The organism is Chondrinema litorale, assembly GCF_026250525.1.
GTDB classification, from domain to species: domain Bacteria; phylum Bacteroidota; class Bacteroidia; order Cytophagales; family Flammeovirgaceae; genus Chondrinema; species Chondrinema litorale.
On the sequence record NZ_CP111043.1, the window covers coordinates 1724011 to 1742309 of the forward strand.

The 18299-nt window shown below is 33.7% G+C and carries 17 protein-coding genes; 11 read left to right on the plus strand and 6 right to left on the minus strand.

Translation table 11 applies throughout. From position 1 onward, the window contains the following. Positions 1-111 precede the first annotated feature (111 nt). Entirely contained in the window at positions 112-1527 is a 1416-nt protein-coding gene (locus OQ292_RS07285) for a hypothetical protein (protein WP_284685393.1), read from the plus strand. Positions 1528-1628: 101 nt separating this feature from the next. After that, a complete protein-coding gene (locus tag OQ292_RS07290) occupies positions 1629-2120 on the plus strand; it encodes a DUF2452 domain-containing protein (RefSeq protein WP_284685394.1) in 492 nt (163 codons plus the stop codon). Between the two features lie 18 nt (positions 2121-2138). Here the strand turns inward: OQ292_RS07290 and OQ292_RS07295 are convergent, their stop codons facing one another. After that, positions 2139-2615: a PaaI family thioesterase gene (locus tag OQ292_RS07295; RefSeq protein WP_284685395.1), complete on the minus strand. Its 477-nt coding sequence runs from the start codon at positions 2613-2615 to the stop codon at positions 2139-2141. 367 nt (positions 2616-2982) lie between these two features. Between OQ292_RS07295 and OQ292_RS07300 the strand changes: the two genes are divergently transcribed. Together OQ292_RS07300 and OQ292_RS07305 are read left to right on the plus strand one after the other, a co-directional pair. Beyond that, positions 2983-3603 carry a T9SS type A sorting domain-containing protein gene (locus tag OQ292_RS07300; protein ID WP_284685396.1) on the plus strand — a complete coding sequence of 207 codons (621 nt, stop codon included), beginning with the start codon at positions 2983-2985 and terminating at the stop codon, positions 3601-3603. Between the two features lie 176 nt (positions 3604-3779). Next, complete coding sequence (locus OQ292_RS07305; RefSeq protein WP_284685397.1) at positions 3780-4910, plus strand: carbon-nitrogen hydrolase family protein; 1131 nt, start codon at positions 3780-3782, stop codon at positions 4908-4910. A 5-nt stretch (positions 4911-4915) separates the two neighbouring features. Here the strand turns inward: OQ292_RS07305 and OQ292_RS07310 are convergent, their stop codons facing one another. From OQ292_RS07310 to OQ292_RS07320, 3 genes are all read right to left on the minus strand, one after another. After that, positions 4916-5677 carry an SDR family NAD(P)-dependent oxidoreductase gene (locus OQ292_RS07310; RefSeq protein ID WP_431733760.1) on the minus strand — a complete coding sequence of 254 codons (762 nt, stop codon included), beginning with the start codon at positions 5675-5677 and terminating at the stop codon, positions 4916-4918. Between the two features lie 30 nt (positions 5678-5707). Then, positions 5708-6541 (minus strand): 5-dehydro-4-deoxy-D-glucuronate isomerase, encoded by an 834-nt coding sequence (gene kduI, locus OQ292_RS07315; protein ID WP_284685398.1) that lies wholly within the window; start codon positions 6539-6541, stop codon positions 5708-5710. Positions 6542-6797: 256 nt separating this feature from the next. Beyond that, the gene (locus OQ292_RS07320; protein ID WP_284685399.1) at positions 6798-7670 is read right to left on the minus strand and encodes an SDR family oxidoreductase; all 873 of its coding nucleotides are present in this window, start codon (positions 7668-7670) and stop codon (positions 6798-6800) included. A 151-nt stretch (positions 7671-7821) separates the two neighbouring features. On the opposite strand from OQ292_RS07320, the gene OQ292_RS07325 reads away from it, so the two are divergent. Together OQ292_RS07325 and gcvH are read left to right on the plus strand one after the other, a co-directional pair. Next, positions 7822-8403, plus strand: a complete 582-nt coding sequence (locus OQ292_RS07325) for a MiaE family protein (protein ID WP_284685990.1) — start codon at positions 7822-7824, stop codon at positions 8401-8403. Positions 8404-8830: 427 nt separating this feature from the next. Next, on the plus strand, positions 8831-9208 hold the full coding sequence (gene gcvH / locus OQ292_RS07330; protein ID WP_284685400.1) for a glycine cleavage system protein GcvH: 378 nt from the start codon (positions 8831-8833) through the stop codon (positions 9206-9208). A 75-nt stretch (positions 9209-9283) separates the two neighbouring features. Here gcvH and OQ292_RS07335 read toward each other — a convergent pair whose 3' ends face one another. Beyond that, positions 9284-11734, minus strand: coding sequence for a leucine-rich repeat domain-containing protein (locus tag OQ292_RS07335; protein ID WP_284685401.1), 2451 nt, complete (start codon positions 11732-11734; stop codon positions 9284-9286). 257 nt (positions 11735-11991) lie between these two features. Next, entirely contained in the window at positions 11992-12966 is a 975-nt protein-coding gene (locus tag OQ292_RS07340; RefSeq protein WP_284685402.1) for a calcium/sodium antiporter, read from the minus strand. Positions 12967-13460: 494 nt separating this feature from the next. Here OQ292_RS07340 and OQ292_RS07345 point away from each other — a divergent pair, with 494 nt between their 5' ends. The 5 genes from OQ292_RS07345 (at position 13461) to OQ292_RS07365 (ending at position 18292) form a co-directional block, all read left to right on the plus strand. Further along, on the plus strand, positions 13461-15728 hold the full coding sequence (locus OQ292_RS07345; protein ID WP_284685403.1) for an aconitate hydratase: 2268 nt from the start codon (positions 13461-13463) through the stop codon (positions 15726-15728). 125 nt (positions 15729-15853) lie between these two features. Continuing rightward, positions 15854-16390, plus strand: coding sequence for a hypothetical protein (locus tag OQ292_RS07350; protein ID WP_284685404.1), 537 nt, complete (start codon positions 15854-15856; stop codon positions 16388-16390). Next, positions 16390-17154, plus strand: coding sequence for an LVIVD repeat-containing protein (locus tag OQ292_RS07355; RefSeq protein WP_284685405.1), 765 nt, complete (start codon positions 16390-16392; stop codon positions 17152-17154). The genes OQ292_RS07350 and OQ292_RS07355 overlap by 1 nt, the downstream gene beginning before the upstream one ends. 3 nt (positions 17155-17157) lie before the next feature. Continuing rightward, positions 17158-17826 (plus strand): hypothetical protein, encoded by a 669-nt coding sequence (locus OQ292_RS07360; protein WP_284685406.1) that lies wholly within the window; start codon positions 17158-17160, stop codon positions 17824-17826. A gap of 109 nt (positions 17827-17935) precedes the next feature. Beyond that, positions 17936-18292, plus strand: a complete 357-nt coding sequence (locus OQ292_RS07365) for a DUF4870 domain-containing protein (RefSeq protein WP_284685407.1) — start codon at positions 17936-17938, stop codon at positions 18290-18292. Positions 18293-18299 lie beyond the last annotated feature (7 nt).

Sequence of the window (18299 nt, forward strand, 5' to 3'; positions counted from 1 at the left end):
ATTAATTCTCAAAGTAGTACTTTTTCGTTGCTAAAATTTTTTAACCTAAAACAAACCTTATTGGCAATTACTTAAAAGAGAATTTTGAAACAAATACCAATCACGTAATCTATGAGAAAGTTTATTTTTCTTGAGCTAAATGAAGTTCCTTACACTGTTATTGATCATTTTTGCCAAAAATATCCAACATCAACTCTTGCTAAGGTACTTCCAAAATGTGCACAGGTAGAAACTGTAGCAGAAGATGAGGGAGAACTTTCTCCGTGGAAAACATGGCCAACTGTACACAGAGGTGTAACTAACAGTGAGCATAAAATACATGACTTTGGTGAAAACTTAAGTTCTGTAGATGAAAAATATCCACCAATTTGGAAAATATTGGCAGATGCAGGAAAGCAACCGGGGGTATTTTCTTCTATGCATACCTTTCCTATGCCTACTAACTATCAAAATTATTCTTTTTTTATTCCAGACCCATTTGCTGGAGACAGTAACTCTCATCCAAAAAAAATAGAGCCTTTCCAGAGATTCAATCTGGCTATGTCTAGAAAATCTGGCAGAAATGTAGATACTGGAATCGACATGAAGGCTGCATCTGCTTTAGCTGTAAGCTTACCTTCTTTAGGTATTCAGCCAAAAACTTTAGCAAGCGTAGCCGGACAATTACTCGCAGAAAGAAGAGAGAACTGGAAAAAGAACAGAAGAAGGGTATTTCAATCTGTACTGGCTTTTGATATTTATTTAAAACTAGTTGGTACTAAAAAGCCTTCTTTTTCAACATTTTTCTCAAACCATGTAGCATCTACAATGCACCGCTATTGGGCAGCTACTTTTCCAGATCATTACGATACATACAACTTAAGTAATGAATGGAAAAATAGATTTTCTGGTGAGATTGATTATGCAATGAATCATTTCAATAACTTCTTTGAGAAGTTGGTTCAGTTTGCTAACAAAAATCCAGAATACAAAATTGTAGTTAGCAGCAGTATGGGGCAAGAAGCTACTAAAGCAGAGCAGTTGAGCACTGAGCTATACTGTAAAGACATTACCAAATTTTTAAATACCTTTAATCTTAACCATAATGACTGGGAAATTAAACCAGCCATGCACCCACAGTATAACTTTTCAGTTTTTGATGATAAAAAAGCTCAAAAGTTAAATGCTGATTTAAGAGAAGTTTATATAGCAGGTAAGCCAATTATTTTTAGAAATAAAGATAATTTCTTCTCGATTAATTTCGGACACAGAAATCTAGAGGAACAAACTTTCTCTTTTAAAAATGTGCCCGTTGCATTGTCTGCTGCCGGATTAGCGAATGAACAAATCGACGACGAGTCTGATGGAACCGCTTACCATATACCTGAGGGTTGTTTTATTGTATATGACCCACAGGATACATCAGTAAAAAATAGTCGTGTTCATGGAGTTTCAACAACAGCCATCGTTCCAAGTTTTCTTGAACACTTTGGTTTACCTATTCCTGATTACATGACAGACGTTCGGATTGATGCAATAACAAAATAAAAATTTCGCAGGCTGCTTTTTTAAAAGGCAGCCTGTGTTGTTAATTTGCAGTAGCAACTTAATTTCTGATCTAATTTCTTTAACAGAAGAGAAAACTGTATATGGAAAAAGATAAAGCAAAGCATCAAAAAGGAAAAGCAGTAGATCTAAATCAAATTGATTTTGAAAAACTAAAAGATAGTGCAACAGAAAACCCTGGTGTATTACCTTATGCACATAACAATGGTAGTGCAGTAATAAAACCAGAAGATAAAGGTAAAATTAAAGGCCGTTCAGTAAAAGCAATGCATCAACAAACAGATTTACAGATGCAACAATTGTATGAGCAAATGCGCTTACTTGCTGAACAAGCCAATGCTATTAAATCAAGAGTACAAGTCTCTGAAAGAATATATCTTGCTGATATTCCATTCGATCCCCTCATTGGTGAAGTATATTACTTATATCAAAAAAATCAGGAAAAAGATGTTCTATCATTAATTGGCCCTAATGAATGGGGCAGATCAAAACCTTTTGAAAAATATATTGCAACTGTTAAAATGTTAGCTGACCATACTTGGGATATATTAGACAAATCAGAAGATTTAATATAACTCTTATACACTAAGCCATTATTTAAATGGATTTTTTGATTGGTCTTCTGCACTATTATATACTTTAATAGCTATTACTTCTGCTTCTGCTGTTTTCTCCCCTTCTGAAAAAACATCACACTGCATTACAACCTTTTTATTTTTTAGCTCAAGTACTTTTGCTTTTAACAGTACTTCTTTTTCACAACTAGTTGGTTTAAGGTACTTAACTGTAATTGTTCCTGTTGCATAACGATACTCTGGTAAACTATCTAAACCCCTCTCTTCATATTTATATGCTGCAGCCATTGCTGTACACATACAGTGACAATCTATTAATGTAGCTATAATACCTCCATTTAATAAATTTGCCCAGCCATGATACTTTTCTTCTGGTTGCCATTTACAAATACTCAGGTTATCTTCCCAATAACTTTTTATCTGTAAACCCTCTTCATTTTCAATTCCACAACCAAAGCACACATTGCTTTTCATATAATCTTGAAAATATTCCATGTCTTTTTAATTGTTTTTTCATAAAAGTGAATTTTCGCTGGCAAATTCGCTAAAAAAAGTTTTTATATTTGTTTATGCGAATATATGTTTTGGTAATTTTTAATTAATACTGATTTATTAATTAAATTGGTTTATTTTAATAATATCATAATTTAAAACGTTTTAAATTTTAAATATTCAACAAAAACAGCTTTTTTATAAAAAAAATCAATTATTAAGCACTATCACTATTTAACATTAAGTTAATTTATATATATTTATTTAACTTTACATTAACATATAATTAACATTAAATTTACACAAAAAATCGCATAAGCGGTTATGTTTGCATTGAAATCATTTTCAAACAATTTAAAATTTTTCAGCTATGAGGCTAATTAGAAAAGCAATTTTATCGGCATTATTAATGATCGGATCATTAAATGCAGCTGTTTACGCAAACGATATTGCAGACGAACTTTCGCTAACTCTAAAGCCACAAACAGATAATAGCAAGTTATTGCTTACTGTTCGCAACTTAAAAAGTACCGATATGCGTGTTATCATCAAAAATGCAGATAACGCTCAGGTATACACCAAGTATGTAAATGAAAAAGACGTGTACATGGAAATGTTTAATTTTTCAAGATTAAATTCTGGTGAGTACACTTTCTATATTATAAGCGGAAACGCTGAAGTATCGCAAAAGTTCGATATCGATTCTCAAGGTAGAATCACTGTAGCAAACGAAAAAGAATCTGTTGCTATCACTCCTGACATTAGACTACGCGATGGTAAAGTTGAAGTACGTTTAGCAAATCGCTTAAAAGAAGCCGTATCTGTTAGCATCTATGACGAAGAAGGAGCTCTAGTTCACTTCGACGAAGAAAGCAAAAGCAAAGACTACGGTAAAAAATTCAACCTTGACAAAATCACTAAAGGTAGCTATACTTTTAAGATTGAATCAGGAGCAAAATCATTCGAGAAAGTGATCTCTTTCAACGAGTAAGATTAAATTAAATCAGAGTAGTTTATTGGTAATCTATCTATAAGCAGACCTAAAAGGGTCTGCTTATTTTGTTTATAACAAGTTGTATCATTCGTAATTAGATTGATGTTCGTTATATTTGGTTGTAAAAGTTTTCTATAAAAAACTAATCAACAGGCTTGTATAAGCTTTCCTATATGAAAAAGTACAGATATGTTCTTGCTTTATTTTTATTTATAACGACCATTTATTTCTGGTGGAGTAATTTTGACAGAAACCCTACCCTAAAAGAAACCTCATTAAAACTTCGGGAAATATCTGAGTTTGGGCAAGCCGATAATAGCAAAGGCAATATTGTTTCTATACAGCCTTTTATGTTCACTGCAGATTATGCTAATCTCGAAAACTTTTATAATAAAATAGATAGTTATTTTGCCAAAGCACAGGTAGAAGGCTTTTTTAATGAAAACACTGTTGTTATCTTGCCAGAGCACCTTGGTACAGGTTTAATTGCAGAAAATGAAAAAAAATCTGTGTTAAAGGCAAGCAATATTTCTAAAGCCTGTGAACTTGCTATTTGGAGTAATTTGATAAACTTTATTCCAGAATATCTCAATGCCCCTGATATTCCTAATAAAAAACAATATGCTTTATTTTCCATGAAATCTGACAAAATGGCTCATGTTTTTAACTTTGTCTTTTCATCGATGGCTAATAAATACAATGTTTACGTAATTCCAGGAAGTATAATTATCCGAAATCCAAATGTTAAAGATGGAAAATTGAATAGTAATAAAGGCGACCTCTTCAATATTTCTCTTTTATATAAGCCAGATGGAACTGCTTACCCACACATTATAAGAAAGGCATGCCCTTTTAAAAAAGAACAAGATTTTATTAAAAGTGGCAGTTTTGAAAATATCCCAGTATTTGATTTACCTATCGGAAAAACTAAGATATTAATTAGTAATGATGCTTGGTATCCAGAAGCATATAGCAAGAATAACAAAGATGCTTCTGTAATTCTCTCCCCTGGCTTTTTACCCGAAAAGTTAGATGAAGACTGGAAAAGTATTGTAAAAGAACTTGAACCACTACCAAAAGATATCAACCCTGATAAAAATATAACAACAGAGTCTGCCCAGCTTGAACATGGTTTGCCAGGCAGACTCTATAGTAATCATATCCCTACTGGTGTAAGTAGTTTCTTAAGAGGTGATTTATGGAATGTTCCAAATGAGGGATACACCATAGTTTATAATGAAAAAGAGATACTGACAGGTTATAAAATTGAAGGTGCCAGTATTATTAACCTATGGCTTAACTAATTATCTTATCTCCCCATCCAACCTCCATCAACAGTTAAAACAATTCCATTTACATAATCAGATGCTTTAGAAGATAGAAAGACTGTTGCTCCAACTAAATCTTCTGGTTTACCCCATCTACCTGCTGGAATTCTAGCTAGAATTGCATCGTTTCTGGTTTCATCTGCTCTTAATGCAGAAGTATTATCCGTAGCGATATAACCTGGCGCAATTGCATTTACATTTACACCTTTAGATGCCCATTCGTTTGATAAAGCCATTGTTAACTGGCCTACTCCACCTTTACTAGCTGCATAACCTGGTACGGTAATACCTCCCTGAAAAGTAAGTAACGAGGCTGTGAAAATAATTTTTCCGCTTCCACGACTTACCATTTCTTTACCAACTTCTCTACTAAGAACAAACTGAGCATTGAGGTTTACTTCAATTACAGTATCCCAATAATCGTCTGGGTGTTCTGCTGCTGGCTTTCTCATAATTGTACCAGCATTATTTACAAGAATATCTGGAGTTTCATTTTCTTGCTTTAAGAGCTCAATAAATTCATATAACTTTTCTCTTTTAGAAAAATCGCATTGATATGCTTTAAAGCTTCTTCCTAATTCTGTTACTTCTTTCTCTACATCACTACCAGTTAGCTCTAGAGAAGCTGAAACACCAATTATATCAGCGCCTGCTTGAGCTAAACCTATAGCCATTGCTTTTCCAATACCTCTTTTACACCCTGTAACCAGTGCAGTCTTCCCTTTTAAATCAAAAAAATCCATGATTATTTACTTATTTAAAAGTTCAAAATATTATAATAATACATCTGTGCCAGCCGGATCCATATCAGTAAATGCCTGATTTTCACCACCCATTACCCAGATAAAACTATAAGCTGAAGTTCCTGCACCAGAGTGAATAGACCATTCAGGTGAAATAACTGCTTGCTTATTTTTCATAACCAAATGTCTGGTTTCTGTAGGCTCACCCATAAAATGCATTACAATTTGATTTTCAGGAAGGTCGAAGTATAGATAAACTTCCATTCTTCTGTTATGCGTATGTGGAGGGAATGTATTCCAAATACTACCTCTTTTAAGCTCAGTAAAGCCCATTACCAATTGGCAACTCTTAATGCCATTTTCGTGAATATATTGATAAATGGTTCTTTCATTACTAGTCTCAGCAGTTCCTAATTCTACAGGGTTAGCCTCAGCTTGTACAGCTTTAGTAGTTGGATAAGATGCATGTGCAGGAGTTGAACTTACAAAAAATTCAGCGGGAGTAGAAGCATCATCACTGCTAAATACTAAGTTCTTATTTCCTTTTCCTACATATAAGCAGTCTTTATTCGCTAATTCAAATACTTCTCCATCAACAGTTACTGAACCTTTTCCACCGATGTTGATAATACCGAGCTCTCTTCTTTCCAAAAAATAATCAGCCTTAGTAACAGATTCGAATGCTGGTAATTCAAGTGATTTTGTAATAGGTTTCGCTCCTATTGTAACCATACGATCATACAAAGAATAAACCCCAGTAAGTTGATCGTCTACAAATACTGATTCAATTAAAAAATCTTCTCTTAATCGTTGTGTTGTGTAAAGTTTTGCATCGCGAGGATTCGCGGCATATCTCAATTCCATAATGATATTATTTAAAAATATGTAGGTATGTTAATTATTTCTTTATTAGAAAAAACACCCCTATTATACTAAAATGAAGTATAAGGAACATTAAACTATTTCAAAAACAACGGGAACGTTTGCATTTCAAAAAGGGTGACAATACTTCGTAAAATCAAGAAAATCAATTACTTAACTATATTTAAAAAGGATTTCACAATTAATACTATTGCTATAAATCTGGTAAACTGAAAAAATTAATCGCTTTATAATTCAATTACTTTGCTCCTCTTACCATTTTCTCTATCTGATCCCACATCTCTGGCTGAATAAAATCTAAGAAATTAAACTCTCCTGCCCCTTTTAACCATTCACCTCCATCGATAGTTATTACTTCACCATTTACATAAGATGAAAAATCAGAAACCAAGTATGCGGCCAAGTTGGCTAACTCCTGATGGTCGCCAACTCTGCCCAATGGCACTTTCTTTTTAAAATCGAATTTTTCTCTCAAATTTTCAGGAAACAACCTATCCCAAGCTCCTTTGGTTGGAAATGGCCCCGGAGCAATTGCATTTGATCTAATTCCATATTTTGCCCATTCTACAGCTAAAGAGCGTGTAAGTGCCAATACACCCGCTTTTGCTGCGGCTGATGGAGCTACATAAGCAGAACCTGTCCATGAGTAAGTCGTTACAATATTCAAAATGGTTCCGGCTTGTTTGGCTTCTATCCAGTCTTTACCCAAAGCCAAAGTAAAGTTATATGTACCTTGTAATACAATACCTATAATAGTATCAAATGCTTTGTGACTGAGTCTTTCGGTGGGGCTTATAAAGTTTCCTGCTGCGTTGTTAAGTAAGACATCTATTTTACCAAACTTCTCTTTCGCTGTAGCTAAGGTTGCTTCTACCTCATTATATTTTCTCACATCACATTGTACTGGTAATACTTCTCCTCCTGTTGCTTCTGTAAGTTCTTTGGCAGCAGCTTCGAGTTTTTCCATTTTGCGGCTGGCAATTACTACTTTAGCTCCTAATTCTAAAAAATATTTACTCATAGATTTTCCCAAACCTGAACCACCACCAGTTACTAAAATAACTTTTCCTTCTAGGGCATCTTCTCTAAGCATTGGTTTCGAATATTGCATAATTTAAGGTTGTTTAATGATACTTTAAGCTAGTTGTTTACCCTGAATTTTCAAAAAATTGTTACTGAGTCTTTCCTGATATATTTTTACATTGCAGAATAATTTACAGACTGTTACAATTATTAGATTAAATTAATTTGTAGTTGTTATGATGTTACATCTCAAATTACCCACAGATCCAAGATGGGTAAACATCGCTGAAAAAAACATTGAAGATATTCTTATAGACCACGCTTATTGCGAACAAAAAGCAGCGTCAACCTGTATTTCATTAATTGTTCAATATCCTGAAAAGGATGAGCTTGTAGAAATGCTTACACCTGTTGTAGCTGAAGAATGGGATCATTTCGAGAGAGTTTTAAAAGAGATGAGGAAGAGGGGAATTTCTTTGGGTAAAATGAGAAAGGATGAATACGTTAATCAACTTGCACAAAAAATTAAAAAAGGAGGAAGTAGAGAGCAGCAACTCGTTGAGAAGCTTTTAATGAGTGCACTTATTGAGGCTAGAAGTTGTGAGCGATTTAAATTACTCTGGCAAAACCTGGAAGATGAAAATCTAAAAGAGTTCTATTACGAACTAATGGTTTCAGAAGCTGGACATTATACTAATTTCATTACTCTGGCTAGAAATTATTTACCAAGAGAAGAAGTAGACAAACGCTGGCAAGAGTTACTTAAAGAAGAAAAAGCAATTATAGAGAACCTTGAACCCAGATCTGACAGGATGCATTAAATTAGATGTTTTCTAACTTTTTTTGGCGAATCTTTCTGTAAAATAATTCTTTAAGATATAGCCTTTTTTTCTGTTCTTTTGATAAATCAGGGTTGTAACCTGAGAAAAGTACTGGTGAAAGAAAAAACACAAATTTGAAAAAGATGTATTTAACAAGTCTCATAATAAATTGATATTCAATAATATTCTAATAGCTGGAATGTTTTTTACGATGTACGCTGGTATATTGTTGTGCAAATATCATGTTTAGTTATGAACTTATTCTTAAGAATTTGCAAATATTCCTATACATCTTTACTTTTTTTATTGCTAGTACTATTTATAACAACATAATTTAAAGTAAAGTTGAGATCCTGATAAAAAGGCTTGAAGCTTTATGTAATAAAAATTTATATTTGAACCTTTATCACATTTTAACTTTATAAAAATGAGTTTCCCTAAAGAATTAAAATACACTAAAGATCACGAGTGGATAAAAATTGATGGTGATGAGGCATTTATTGGTATTACCGAATTTGCTCAAAAAGAATTAGGAGACATTGTTTATGTAGATATCAATACTGTTGGTGACGAAGTGGAAGAAGGAGATGTTTTTGGCTCTGTTGAAGCAGTTAAAACTGTTTCTGACTTATTTATGCCAATAAAAGGCGAAGTTTTAGAATTTAATGAAGCACTAGATGCAGAACCAGAATTGGTAAACTCAGATCCTTATGGAAAAGGATGGATGATAAAAATAAAAATAGCTGATGGAGCTTCTTTAGATACATTACTTGACAACGAAGCTTACGAAGCATCATTTTCATAAGTAATATTCTTGTGTAAAAACAAAGGGCTAGTCAAAACAATTGACTAGCCCTTTGTTTTTAGCTTCTATCATTCATTAATAATAAACCACATCTACTTGCGGAAAATCTTCTTTGAAACGCCTTGCTTTACCATTAGATACATTGGTATTGTAACATTCTAACCTTTTTAGATTTGGTAATTCTTCTAAAGCATTTAGCTTTTTAATTTGTGTAGCAGAACATTTTACTACTCCCAATTGCTTTAGGTTTTCCAATGGATCAAGCTTTTTCACTGGAGTATTTTCAAAATTGATGTATTCCAGGTTAATTAATCCTGAAAGAGGATCAAGCTCGTAGATCGGGTTTTTAGGGCATTCTAAAATTTTAAGTGTTTTCAATCCACTAATAGCATTTAAACTACTAACTGCGGTATTAGAGAATCTTAGCTCTTCTAAACTAGTAAAATCTGAAAGCGGATTTAAACTGTTAATTCTAGTACCTTCTGGTATATCCAATACTTTAAGACTAGTTATTTGATGTAACTGCTCTCTATCTGGAGAGCCTTCTAGCGCAATTTGCTTACTCAGAATAGATTTCCAATCTTCATCTAGTAATTTCCACCAGCCTTTCAGTTTTTCTGTACGGTAAATCACCAATACATTCTTATTTTCAGAAGCAAACTCTCTTACTTTTTCAGGCTTAATTTGCGTGTTATCACAATAAACCATTCTTAAGTTTCCTAATTTGTTTAAAGCATTTAAAGAAGTAATACCTGTTTTATCTGCAACTACTTTTTCTAAAGAAGTATAGTTACCAAATGGAATATTGCTTACAAGTGTATTGCTAAAATCTAGTGTTTTTAGGTTAGACAGAGATTTTACTGCTTCTAGACCATTTGCAGGCAACATGGTACCAGCACAGTTAATTACTTCTACATCTATCAAATCACTTAAAGGACTCAATGAAGAAACTGTTGTATTTTGGCAGTTGATTTCTTTTAAGTGCAATAACTCTTTTAAAGGCTCTAATGAGTTTATGTCTTTTTTACCAGAAATATCTACATTAGCTAAGTTTGCGACAGTTTGCAACTGCTCTTTAGACGGAGACTCATCCAATTCAACATAAGAAGCAAACACTTCTTTCCAAGCTGGACTAATCGTTATCCACCAATTGCTTAGCTGCTCAGACTCATAAATTACCAGCGTATTTCTATTTTTAGACATAAATTTAGCTGCCTCTTCTCTGGTAATTAGTGTGTTATCACAATAAACTTTCTCTAAATTTGGTAAACCATTTAATGGCTCTAAACTTTTTATCTCATTGCCATCACTATACAATTGCTTTAATGTTGCGATATTCTGCAATGCATCTAAGCTGGTTACTTTAGTATATTCTATATGTAACCTCTCCAAACTCTTTAAGCCGGCAATTGGTAATAGATCAGATACCTGAGTATAAGAACATCTCAGAATTTCCAGATTTTTTAGATTAGCTAAAGGAGTAAGATTAGATACTGGCGTATCGTAGATTCTTAAATCTTTTAATTGTTGCAAACCTGACAAAGCTTTCAGGTCATTAATTGGTGTGGTAAAAGCATATAACTTCTCCAACTTGCTAAAATTAGCTAATGGCATTATATCAGACACCAAAGTACCATCGCAATAAAGCTCTTTAAGATTTGTGCAATACTTTAATGGACTTAAATCATTTACTAAAGTATGAGAACACTGTAATACTTCTAAACGGGTAAGGTTTCTCAGTGGAACTAGATCTACTACGTTTGTATTAGAAATATTGAGTTTACGAAGCTTGGTTAACTTGCTTAGTGCAGAAAGGTCAGCTACCAATTCGTTATTAGAAATATCAAGATCTTCCATGTTTACAGCTACCCTAATTTGCTCAAAGCTCAAAGTATCTTCAACAATCTGTAGTTGTCTTCTAAATGTTGCTTGCCATTCAAGTGTTAAATTGTTCCACCAAGTTGTAAGCTCTTCTTCTTCACTAAGACGCGTAGTATACATACTTACTATGCGTAAATCTCTATTTTCTCTATCAAGATTAACTTCTATATATCTTGGCTTATTTACGTTTACGGTATCATTATCTATTGTAATACCTTGTAAGTTTCTATTGGCAGTTACTTTAAAATATACCTGTCCATTGTCATTTACTTGATGCTCAACATCCGAAATATTAAACTCAAATTGTACTTGCTTAAAAAAGAAATCTATGTCTTTTAAATAAGCCTGTACATCTTTGTTAGATACTACATCACGATTTTCGTCTAGGTCATCTTCCACCTGCACTTTATCATCCCTAAAAATCTTAATATAACTTTGATTTATTATAATATCCTTTTCTTTAGCATTTGTAGTTGGGTCACCAAGGGTATTCATAGTGAACTGCAAGAAGCCTACTAGGTCTCGAGTTTGCACTTTGTACTCTTCAAGTTCTTCTACAGGAATATCCTGCTGAGCAAAGGTTTGATAACTGGTTAGAAAAAATAGTAAACCGAACAGATATCTTGTATTCAATACTTTTTTCATAGTTTCAGATAAAATTAATATCATTTAGTAAGCTTTCTGAACCGACATTAAATTATAAAACCAATCGGTTTTGTTATTGATGATATATTACAAATACTTACAGATTTTAGCCCTTAATGTTTGATTTTTGATAATTTTAAGGTTTCACAAAAATAAGACTATTAACAAAAGAGAGGATTTAATTTTTAGCCTAACAGCAAAAAAATCAGGCTTTATCATCCAAAACCTGAAAGCAAGACTGTTTTAATTGATAGTTTTTAACCTCTGTACACCAAAAATACTATATAAGCAATATAGATAAAGACAAAGGCTATTCCATCCCAACGGTCTATGGCATTTTTTGTTCCCGTTGCCATTGCCAAAAGCAGAAGACTACTAGCAAAAATCAATACTACAATATCTGTATTGGTAGTAATGTCAAATGGTAGTGGCATCGTGATAGAACTTATACCTAATATCCAAAGGAGGTTAAGAATATTAGAACCAATTACATTACCTACAGCTATATCTGTATTTTTCTTTCTGGCAGCGATTGCAGATGTAACAAGCTCTGGTAAGGATGTACCTATAGCCACAATCGTAAGACCAATAAATGTTTGTGAAAAGCCAAAGTGCTCTGCAAGTTTAACAGCACCATCTACCACCCATTTTCCGCCTAAAAATAAAGCAAAGCAACCACCTGCAATCATTAAAATAGATTTATGCATCGGCATAATCACTATTTCGTGATCAGCCTCTACTAATGGTGACTGACTTTCTTTTCCCATTCTAAAAATATAAGCTAGAAAGAGTGCGAAAAAGAATAAAAGGATGATACCATCCGGTCGGCTAATGGTTAGATTCTCTTTACTATCAAACAAGGCTGCATTAGCTAGAAATCCAACTAGAAGTGCACTAGTTAGTGAAAATGGGATTTCACTTAAAACAGTATTTCTATGTAGAGGTAATGGACAAATTACCGAAGAGATACCCAATATGAGGAGAATATTAGCAATATTACTTCCTATAATATTTCCGATAGCTAGCTCAGAACTACCATTTACACTTGCTAATATGTTTACTATCAGCTCGGGCATGGAAGTACCAAACGATACAATCGTCATCCCAACAATAAAATCTGATATATTAAATTTCTTTGCAATTGAAGATGAACCGTCCACCAAATAGTCCGCTCCTTTTATCAGCAATACGAAACCTACAACAAATAAAACGTAAGTTAATGTGTCCCCCATTTAGTCTTTTGACATTAAAAAAATTACCAGAATATATGCTCCTTTAAATGATAATTTGTAAAAATATTACGGAAAATTTAAAAATTATAATATCCATATTATCATTACATTGAATTGCTTTAAATACGATTAAAAAATAGAATAGATACTTGTTTTTTTAAATTTTAATAGGACTATGTGGTTAAAATTTAAAGCGTAAAAAAACAAAACTTATTCTTATAATACCCACAAATAATTTTATTAATTGACTGAAATATAGAAAACATTAATTTTAATTATAGATTAATTAGTATTTTTTATTGAATAATTAAACTGCTCAGTCAAATAGGTGTTATATATTTAAGGCTTATCAGCGGAAATATGATATTTTGAATAAAATTCGCTAAAAATATATAGCTAGAAATATTACTTAAGTTCACATTGAATCGGTATATTTCTTAGTTTTGCAAAGCTTTTTTAAACTCTTTTACCAACCAATATAATTAAAATACAATATGGCATTTGATATTGATATGATTAAGGCAGTCTATTCCCAAATGGGCGATAGAATTGCAGCAGCTAGAAAGACAGTAGGAAAACCTCTAACTCTTTCTGAGAAAATTTTGTATTCACACCTGTATGATGGAGATGCAACGGAAGCATACGAAAGAGGTAAATCGTATGTAAACTTTGCTCCAGATAGAATTGCATGCCAAGATGCAACAGCCCAAATGGCACTTTTGCAATTCATGCAAGCAGGTAAAGACAAAGTAGCTGTACCAACTACCGTACATTGTGATCACCTAATCCAAGCCAAAATAGGAGCTGCAGCTGACCTTCAGAATGCTATCAATACATCTAATGAAGTATTTAATTTTTTGGAATCAGTTTCTAACAAATATGGTATCGGGTTTTGGAAACCGGGAGCTGGTATTATTCACCAAGTAGTTTTAGAAAACTATGCATTCCCAGGTGGTATGATGATCGGTACCGATTCTCACACTGTAAATGCTGGCGGTCTAGGAATGGTTGCTGTAGGTGTTGGTGGAGCAGATGCTGTTGATGTGATGGCAGGTATGGCTTGGGAACTTAAATTTCCTAAATTAATTGGTGTGAAGTTAACCGGCAAAATGAACGGTTGGACTGCTCCAAAAGATGTAATATTAAAAGTAGCTGGTATCCTTACTGTAAAAGGTGGTACTGGTGCTATTGTAGAATACTTCGGCGAAGGTGCAGAAAGCATGTCTTGTACTGGTAAAGGTACCATTTGTAATATGGGTGCTGAGATCGGTGCTACAACTTCTACTTTCGGTTACGACGACTCTATGGAGCGTTACTTAAGAGCTACTGGTCGTGATGAGGTTGCAGACTTAGCAAATGGTGTAAAAGAAAATTTAACTGGTGATGCTGAAGTTTATGCTAATCCTGAGCAATACTTCGATCAAGTAATCGAAATTGATCTTTCTACTTTAGAGCCACACGTAAATGGTCCATTTACTCCAGACCTTGCTACTCCAATTTCTGAAATGAGCGCTAAAGCACAAGAAAACGGTTGGCCAGAAAAAGTAGAATGGGGACTTATTGGTTCTTGTACTAATTCTTCTTATGAGGATATATCAAGAGCTGCCTCTATCGCTGAACAAGCATTAAATAAAGGTTTAAAACCAGCAGCAGAATTCGGTATTAACCCAGGTTCTGAGCAAGTAAGATTTACTATTGAGCGTGATGGGTTTATCGACACTTTCGAAAAATTAGGCACTAAAGTATTTACCAATGCTTGCGGCCCTTGTATCGGACAGTGGGATAGAGCTGGCGCAGACAAAAAAGAAAAAAATACAATCGTTCACTCTTTTAACAGAAACTTTGCAAAAAGAGCAGATGGTAACCCTAATACTCATGCATTTGTTACATCACCAGAGATGGTTGCTGCAATTGCAATTTCAGGTAAGTTAGGGTTCAATCCAATGACTGATACTTTAACTAATGATAAAGGAGAAGAAGTAAAACTTGACCCACCAACAGGATGGGAACTTCCTCCAAAAGGATTTGATGTTGAAGATCCAGGTTATATTTCTCCAGCAGAAGATGGCTCAGGTGTTGAAGTTAAAGTAAATCCAGAATCTAAGCGTTTGCAACTTTTAGAAGGGTTTAACCCTTGGGATGGTAAAAACATCACTGGTGCTAAGTTGTTAATTAAAGCTCAAGGAAAATGCACTACTGACCACATCTCTATGGCTGGCCCATGGTTAAGATATAGAGGTCATCTAGACAATATTTCTAACAACACTTTAACTGGTGCTGTAAATGCTTACAATGGCGAAACAGATAAAGTTAAAAATCAATTAACCGGAGAACTTGGTGGTGTACCTGATGTACAACGTTCATACAAAGCTGCGGGCATCCCTACCATTGTAGTTGGAGACCACAACTATGGTGAAGGTTCCTCTAGAGAGCATGCTGCAATGCAACCACGCCATTTAGGTGTAAGAGCTGTATTAGTAAAATCATTTGCTCGTATTCACGAAACTAACCTTAAGAAACAAGGTATGTTAGCATTAACTTTCGCTAATGAAGCTGATTACGATAAAATCCAAGAGGCTGATACAATCAACTTCTTAGACCTTACTGATTTTGCTCCTAATAAGCCATTAACTTTGGAATTCGTTCATGCTGATGGTTCAAAAGATGTGGTTGTTACAAATCACACTTACAATGAAGGTCAAATTGATTGGTTTAGAGCAGGTTCTGCACTAAATAAAATCAAAGAACAGAACAAAGCCTAAAATTTATAAATAATATAAAATTAAAAGCTCTTTCATTACGAAAGGGCTTTTTTTATGCCTTTGCAGCAGCCTTAAGAATGCTTCCGTACTTTAAATAGTACTTTTCAAATTCAAGCTACCATCTCATGATCAAAAAAATTTGTTATTTTTTCGTATTCGCTTCTATGCTCTCTTGTGTAGAAGGCGACGAACCTTTTGGGGGCACAAGACCAAATGCAGATGCTTTAACTTATATTCCAGTTTATGCAAATGATCAAGATTACTTAAAGATCCAAAAAGCGCCTGCAAAAGCAATTGAAAACCCCGCTAAAATATTTACTTATAACAATTACCTCATCGTAAATATTAAAAATGAAGGCTTTCATGTAATTGATAATTCAAACCCAAAATTACCCCAAAATCTTTTTTTCGTAGAAGTACCCGGTAATAACGATGTTGCTGTAAAAGACGGAGTTATTTATGCCGATAATTATAGTGATATAGTGGCTTTCACTGTGGAAACAAATGGAGAATTACAAATCTTAGAAAGAATCGAAGACATGATTGAGTATAGCTCCGTCCCTCCATTTACCAATGTGTATTTTGAGTGCCCAGACCCTAACAAAGGCATTGTAATAGATTGGATTCCCGGAAATGTTGAAAACCCTAAATGCTACAGATAATGAAAAAGCTATTACCATTTATATTTTTCTCTCTCTCCCTTTTATTCAGTTGCGAAGAAGATTCATCTTCTGATATGAGTCCTTCTTTTGATTCTGGAGGAAATATAAGCCAAGGAGGCTCATTAGCCAGATTTACCATTTTAAACGACTATCTATATGTGGTAGACAACACAAGCTTAATCCCAGTACAAATTAGTAATCTATCAGCTCCATTAGCTTTAAGCAAAGTTGAAATTGGTGTAGGTATAGAAACTATTTTCCCATACAACAACCATCTTTTTATTGGGGCTAATAACGCTATGTATATCTATAACCTAGATAATCCTGCTCAACCTCAACACTTATCAACATATACTCACTTTACAGGTTGCGACCCAGTAGTGGTAAGTAGTAATTATGCGTATGTCACTTTAAGAGAAGGAGTTAGTTGTGCAAGTCCTATTAATATCAATGTATTGGAGGTAGTAGATGTAAGCAATTATGCAGAGCCATTTCAAGTAAATAGCATTTTTATGAACAACCCTAGAGGTTTAGGTATTGGTGGAAATAATAAATTGTATGTATGCGATGGAGACTTTGGTTTAGTACAATTCTCTATTGATGATCCAACAATACCCATACAAGACACTGTTTATACCGCTCATTCTGCTAATGATGTAATTGTAAGAAATGACTTGCTTATTGTAACTGGCGATGATGGCATTTATCAATATCAAATAGGTGAAAAATTAGAATTACTTAGTGTGTTACCAATTACTTATTAGTCCATGTCTTTACAGCATTTTACTATTAAAAGAATCATTATACTACTATGTTTTTGCTATGTTCATATTTCAGCAAAAGCACAAATACATGTTGATTCACTCAAAGTAAAACCGGGTTGGGTAGCTTCTTTAGAACTAGTAAATTTTACAGATAACTATCCTGCATTTTTAATATCAGGTGAAAGATTTATTAATGAATACTTTGGTGTACTCCTAGAAGCCGGACCTATATTAGCTCCCGAAAACTTTAACGAAGAAGCAGCTTTTGATCGTTACATTGGCTTTAAATCAAGAGCTGAGTTTAAACTATACTACCATTATAATCATAATAAAAAGCTCAGAGACTTTTTCTCTTTAGACGCAGGCTATCATGGAGATTGGTATAAAATCACTTACGACATCAGCTATACGGATTACTTTCGAATAGAACAAGGCACTTTTCACAGGAGAATTATAGATTTCCATTTACGATGGGGCAGACAGCGATTTTTATTAAAATCTGAAAGGTTAATATTGGAATGGAGCTTTGGAGCAGGTTTACAAAATTTAAGGTTAAAAGAACCAGAAAGTGATGGCAGTGTTTTTTTCCAATCAGATATCACAACATTTACAGATATAGAACCCATCTCATTTAATGCCAGATTAAAAATTGGTTATTTACTCAGCAAGTAAATTTATCTAAGCACATATCTTTTTTTGATTATTTTAGCCCATCAGAGATTCAGGAAGTAATACTAGTTTACTTCCTGAATTAAGCAATTCCCTTCATTGTTTTATTTATATGAGAAAAATTACATCCGAAGACGAGGAATTAGTAAAATGGGCTATGATATGCCATGGCAGTGGTTTGTTAGGTTTAATTATTCCTTATGCCAACATGTTAGGGCCATATTATATTTTAAAAAACAAGGTAAAAGAATTCCCCGAAATTGAAGTTCATGCCAAAGCAGCACTCAATTTTCAAATTACCATGAGTATTTACTTTACCATTTCTTTTGTTTTGCTCTTGGTATGGGTTGGTATTTTTGGTTTAATCCTACTGGCAGTTTACGAACTCATTGTTGTACTTCTCGCAGTATTAGAAGCCCACGACCTAGAAGTATACGAGTATCCGCTAAGTAGGACTTTTGTTGAGTAGGGAGTTT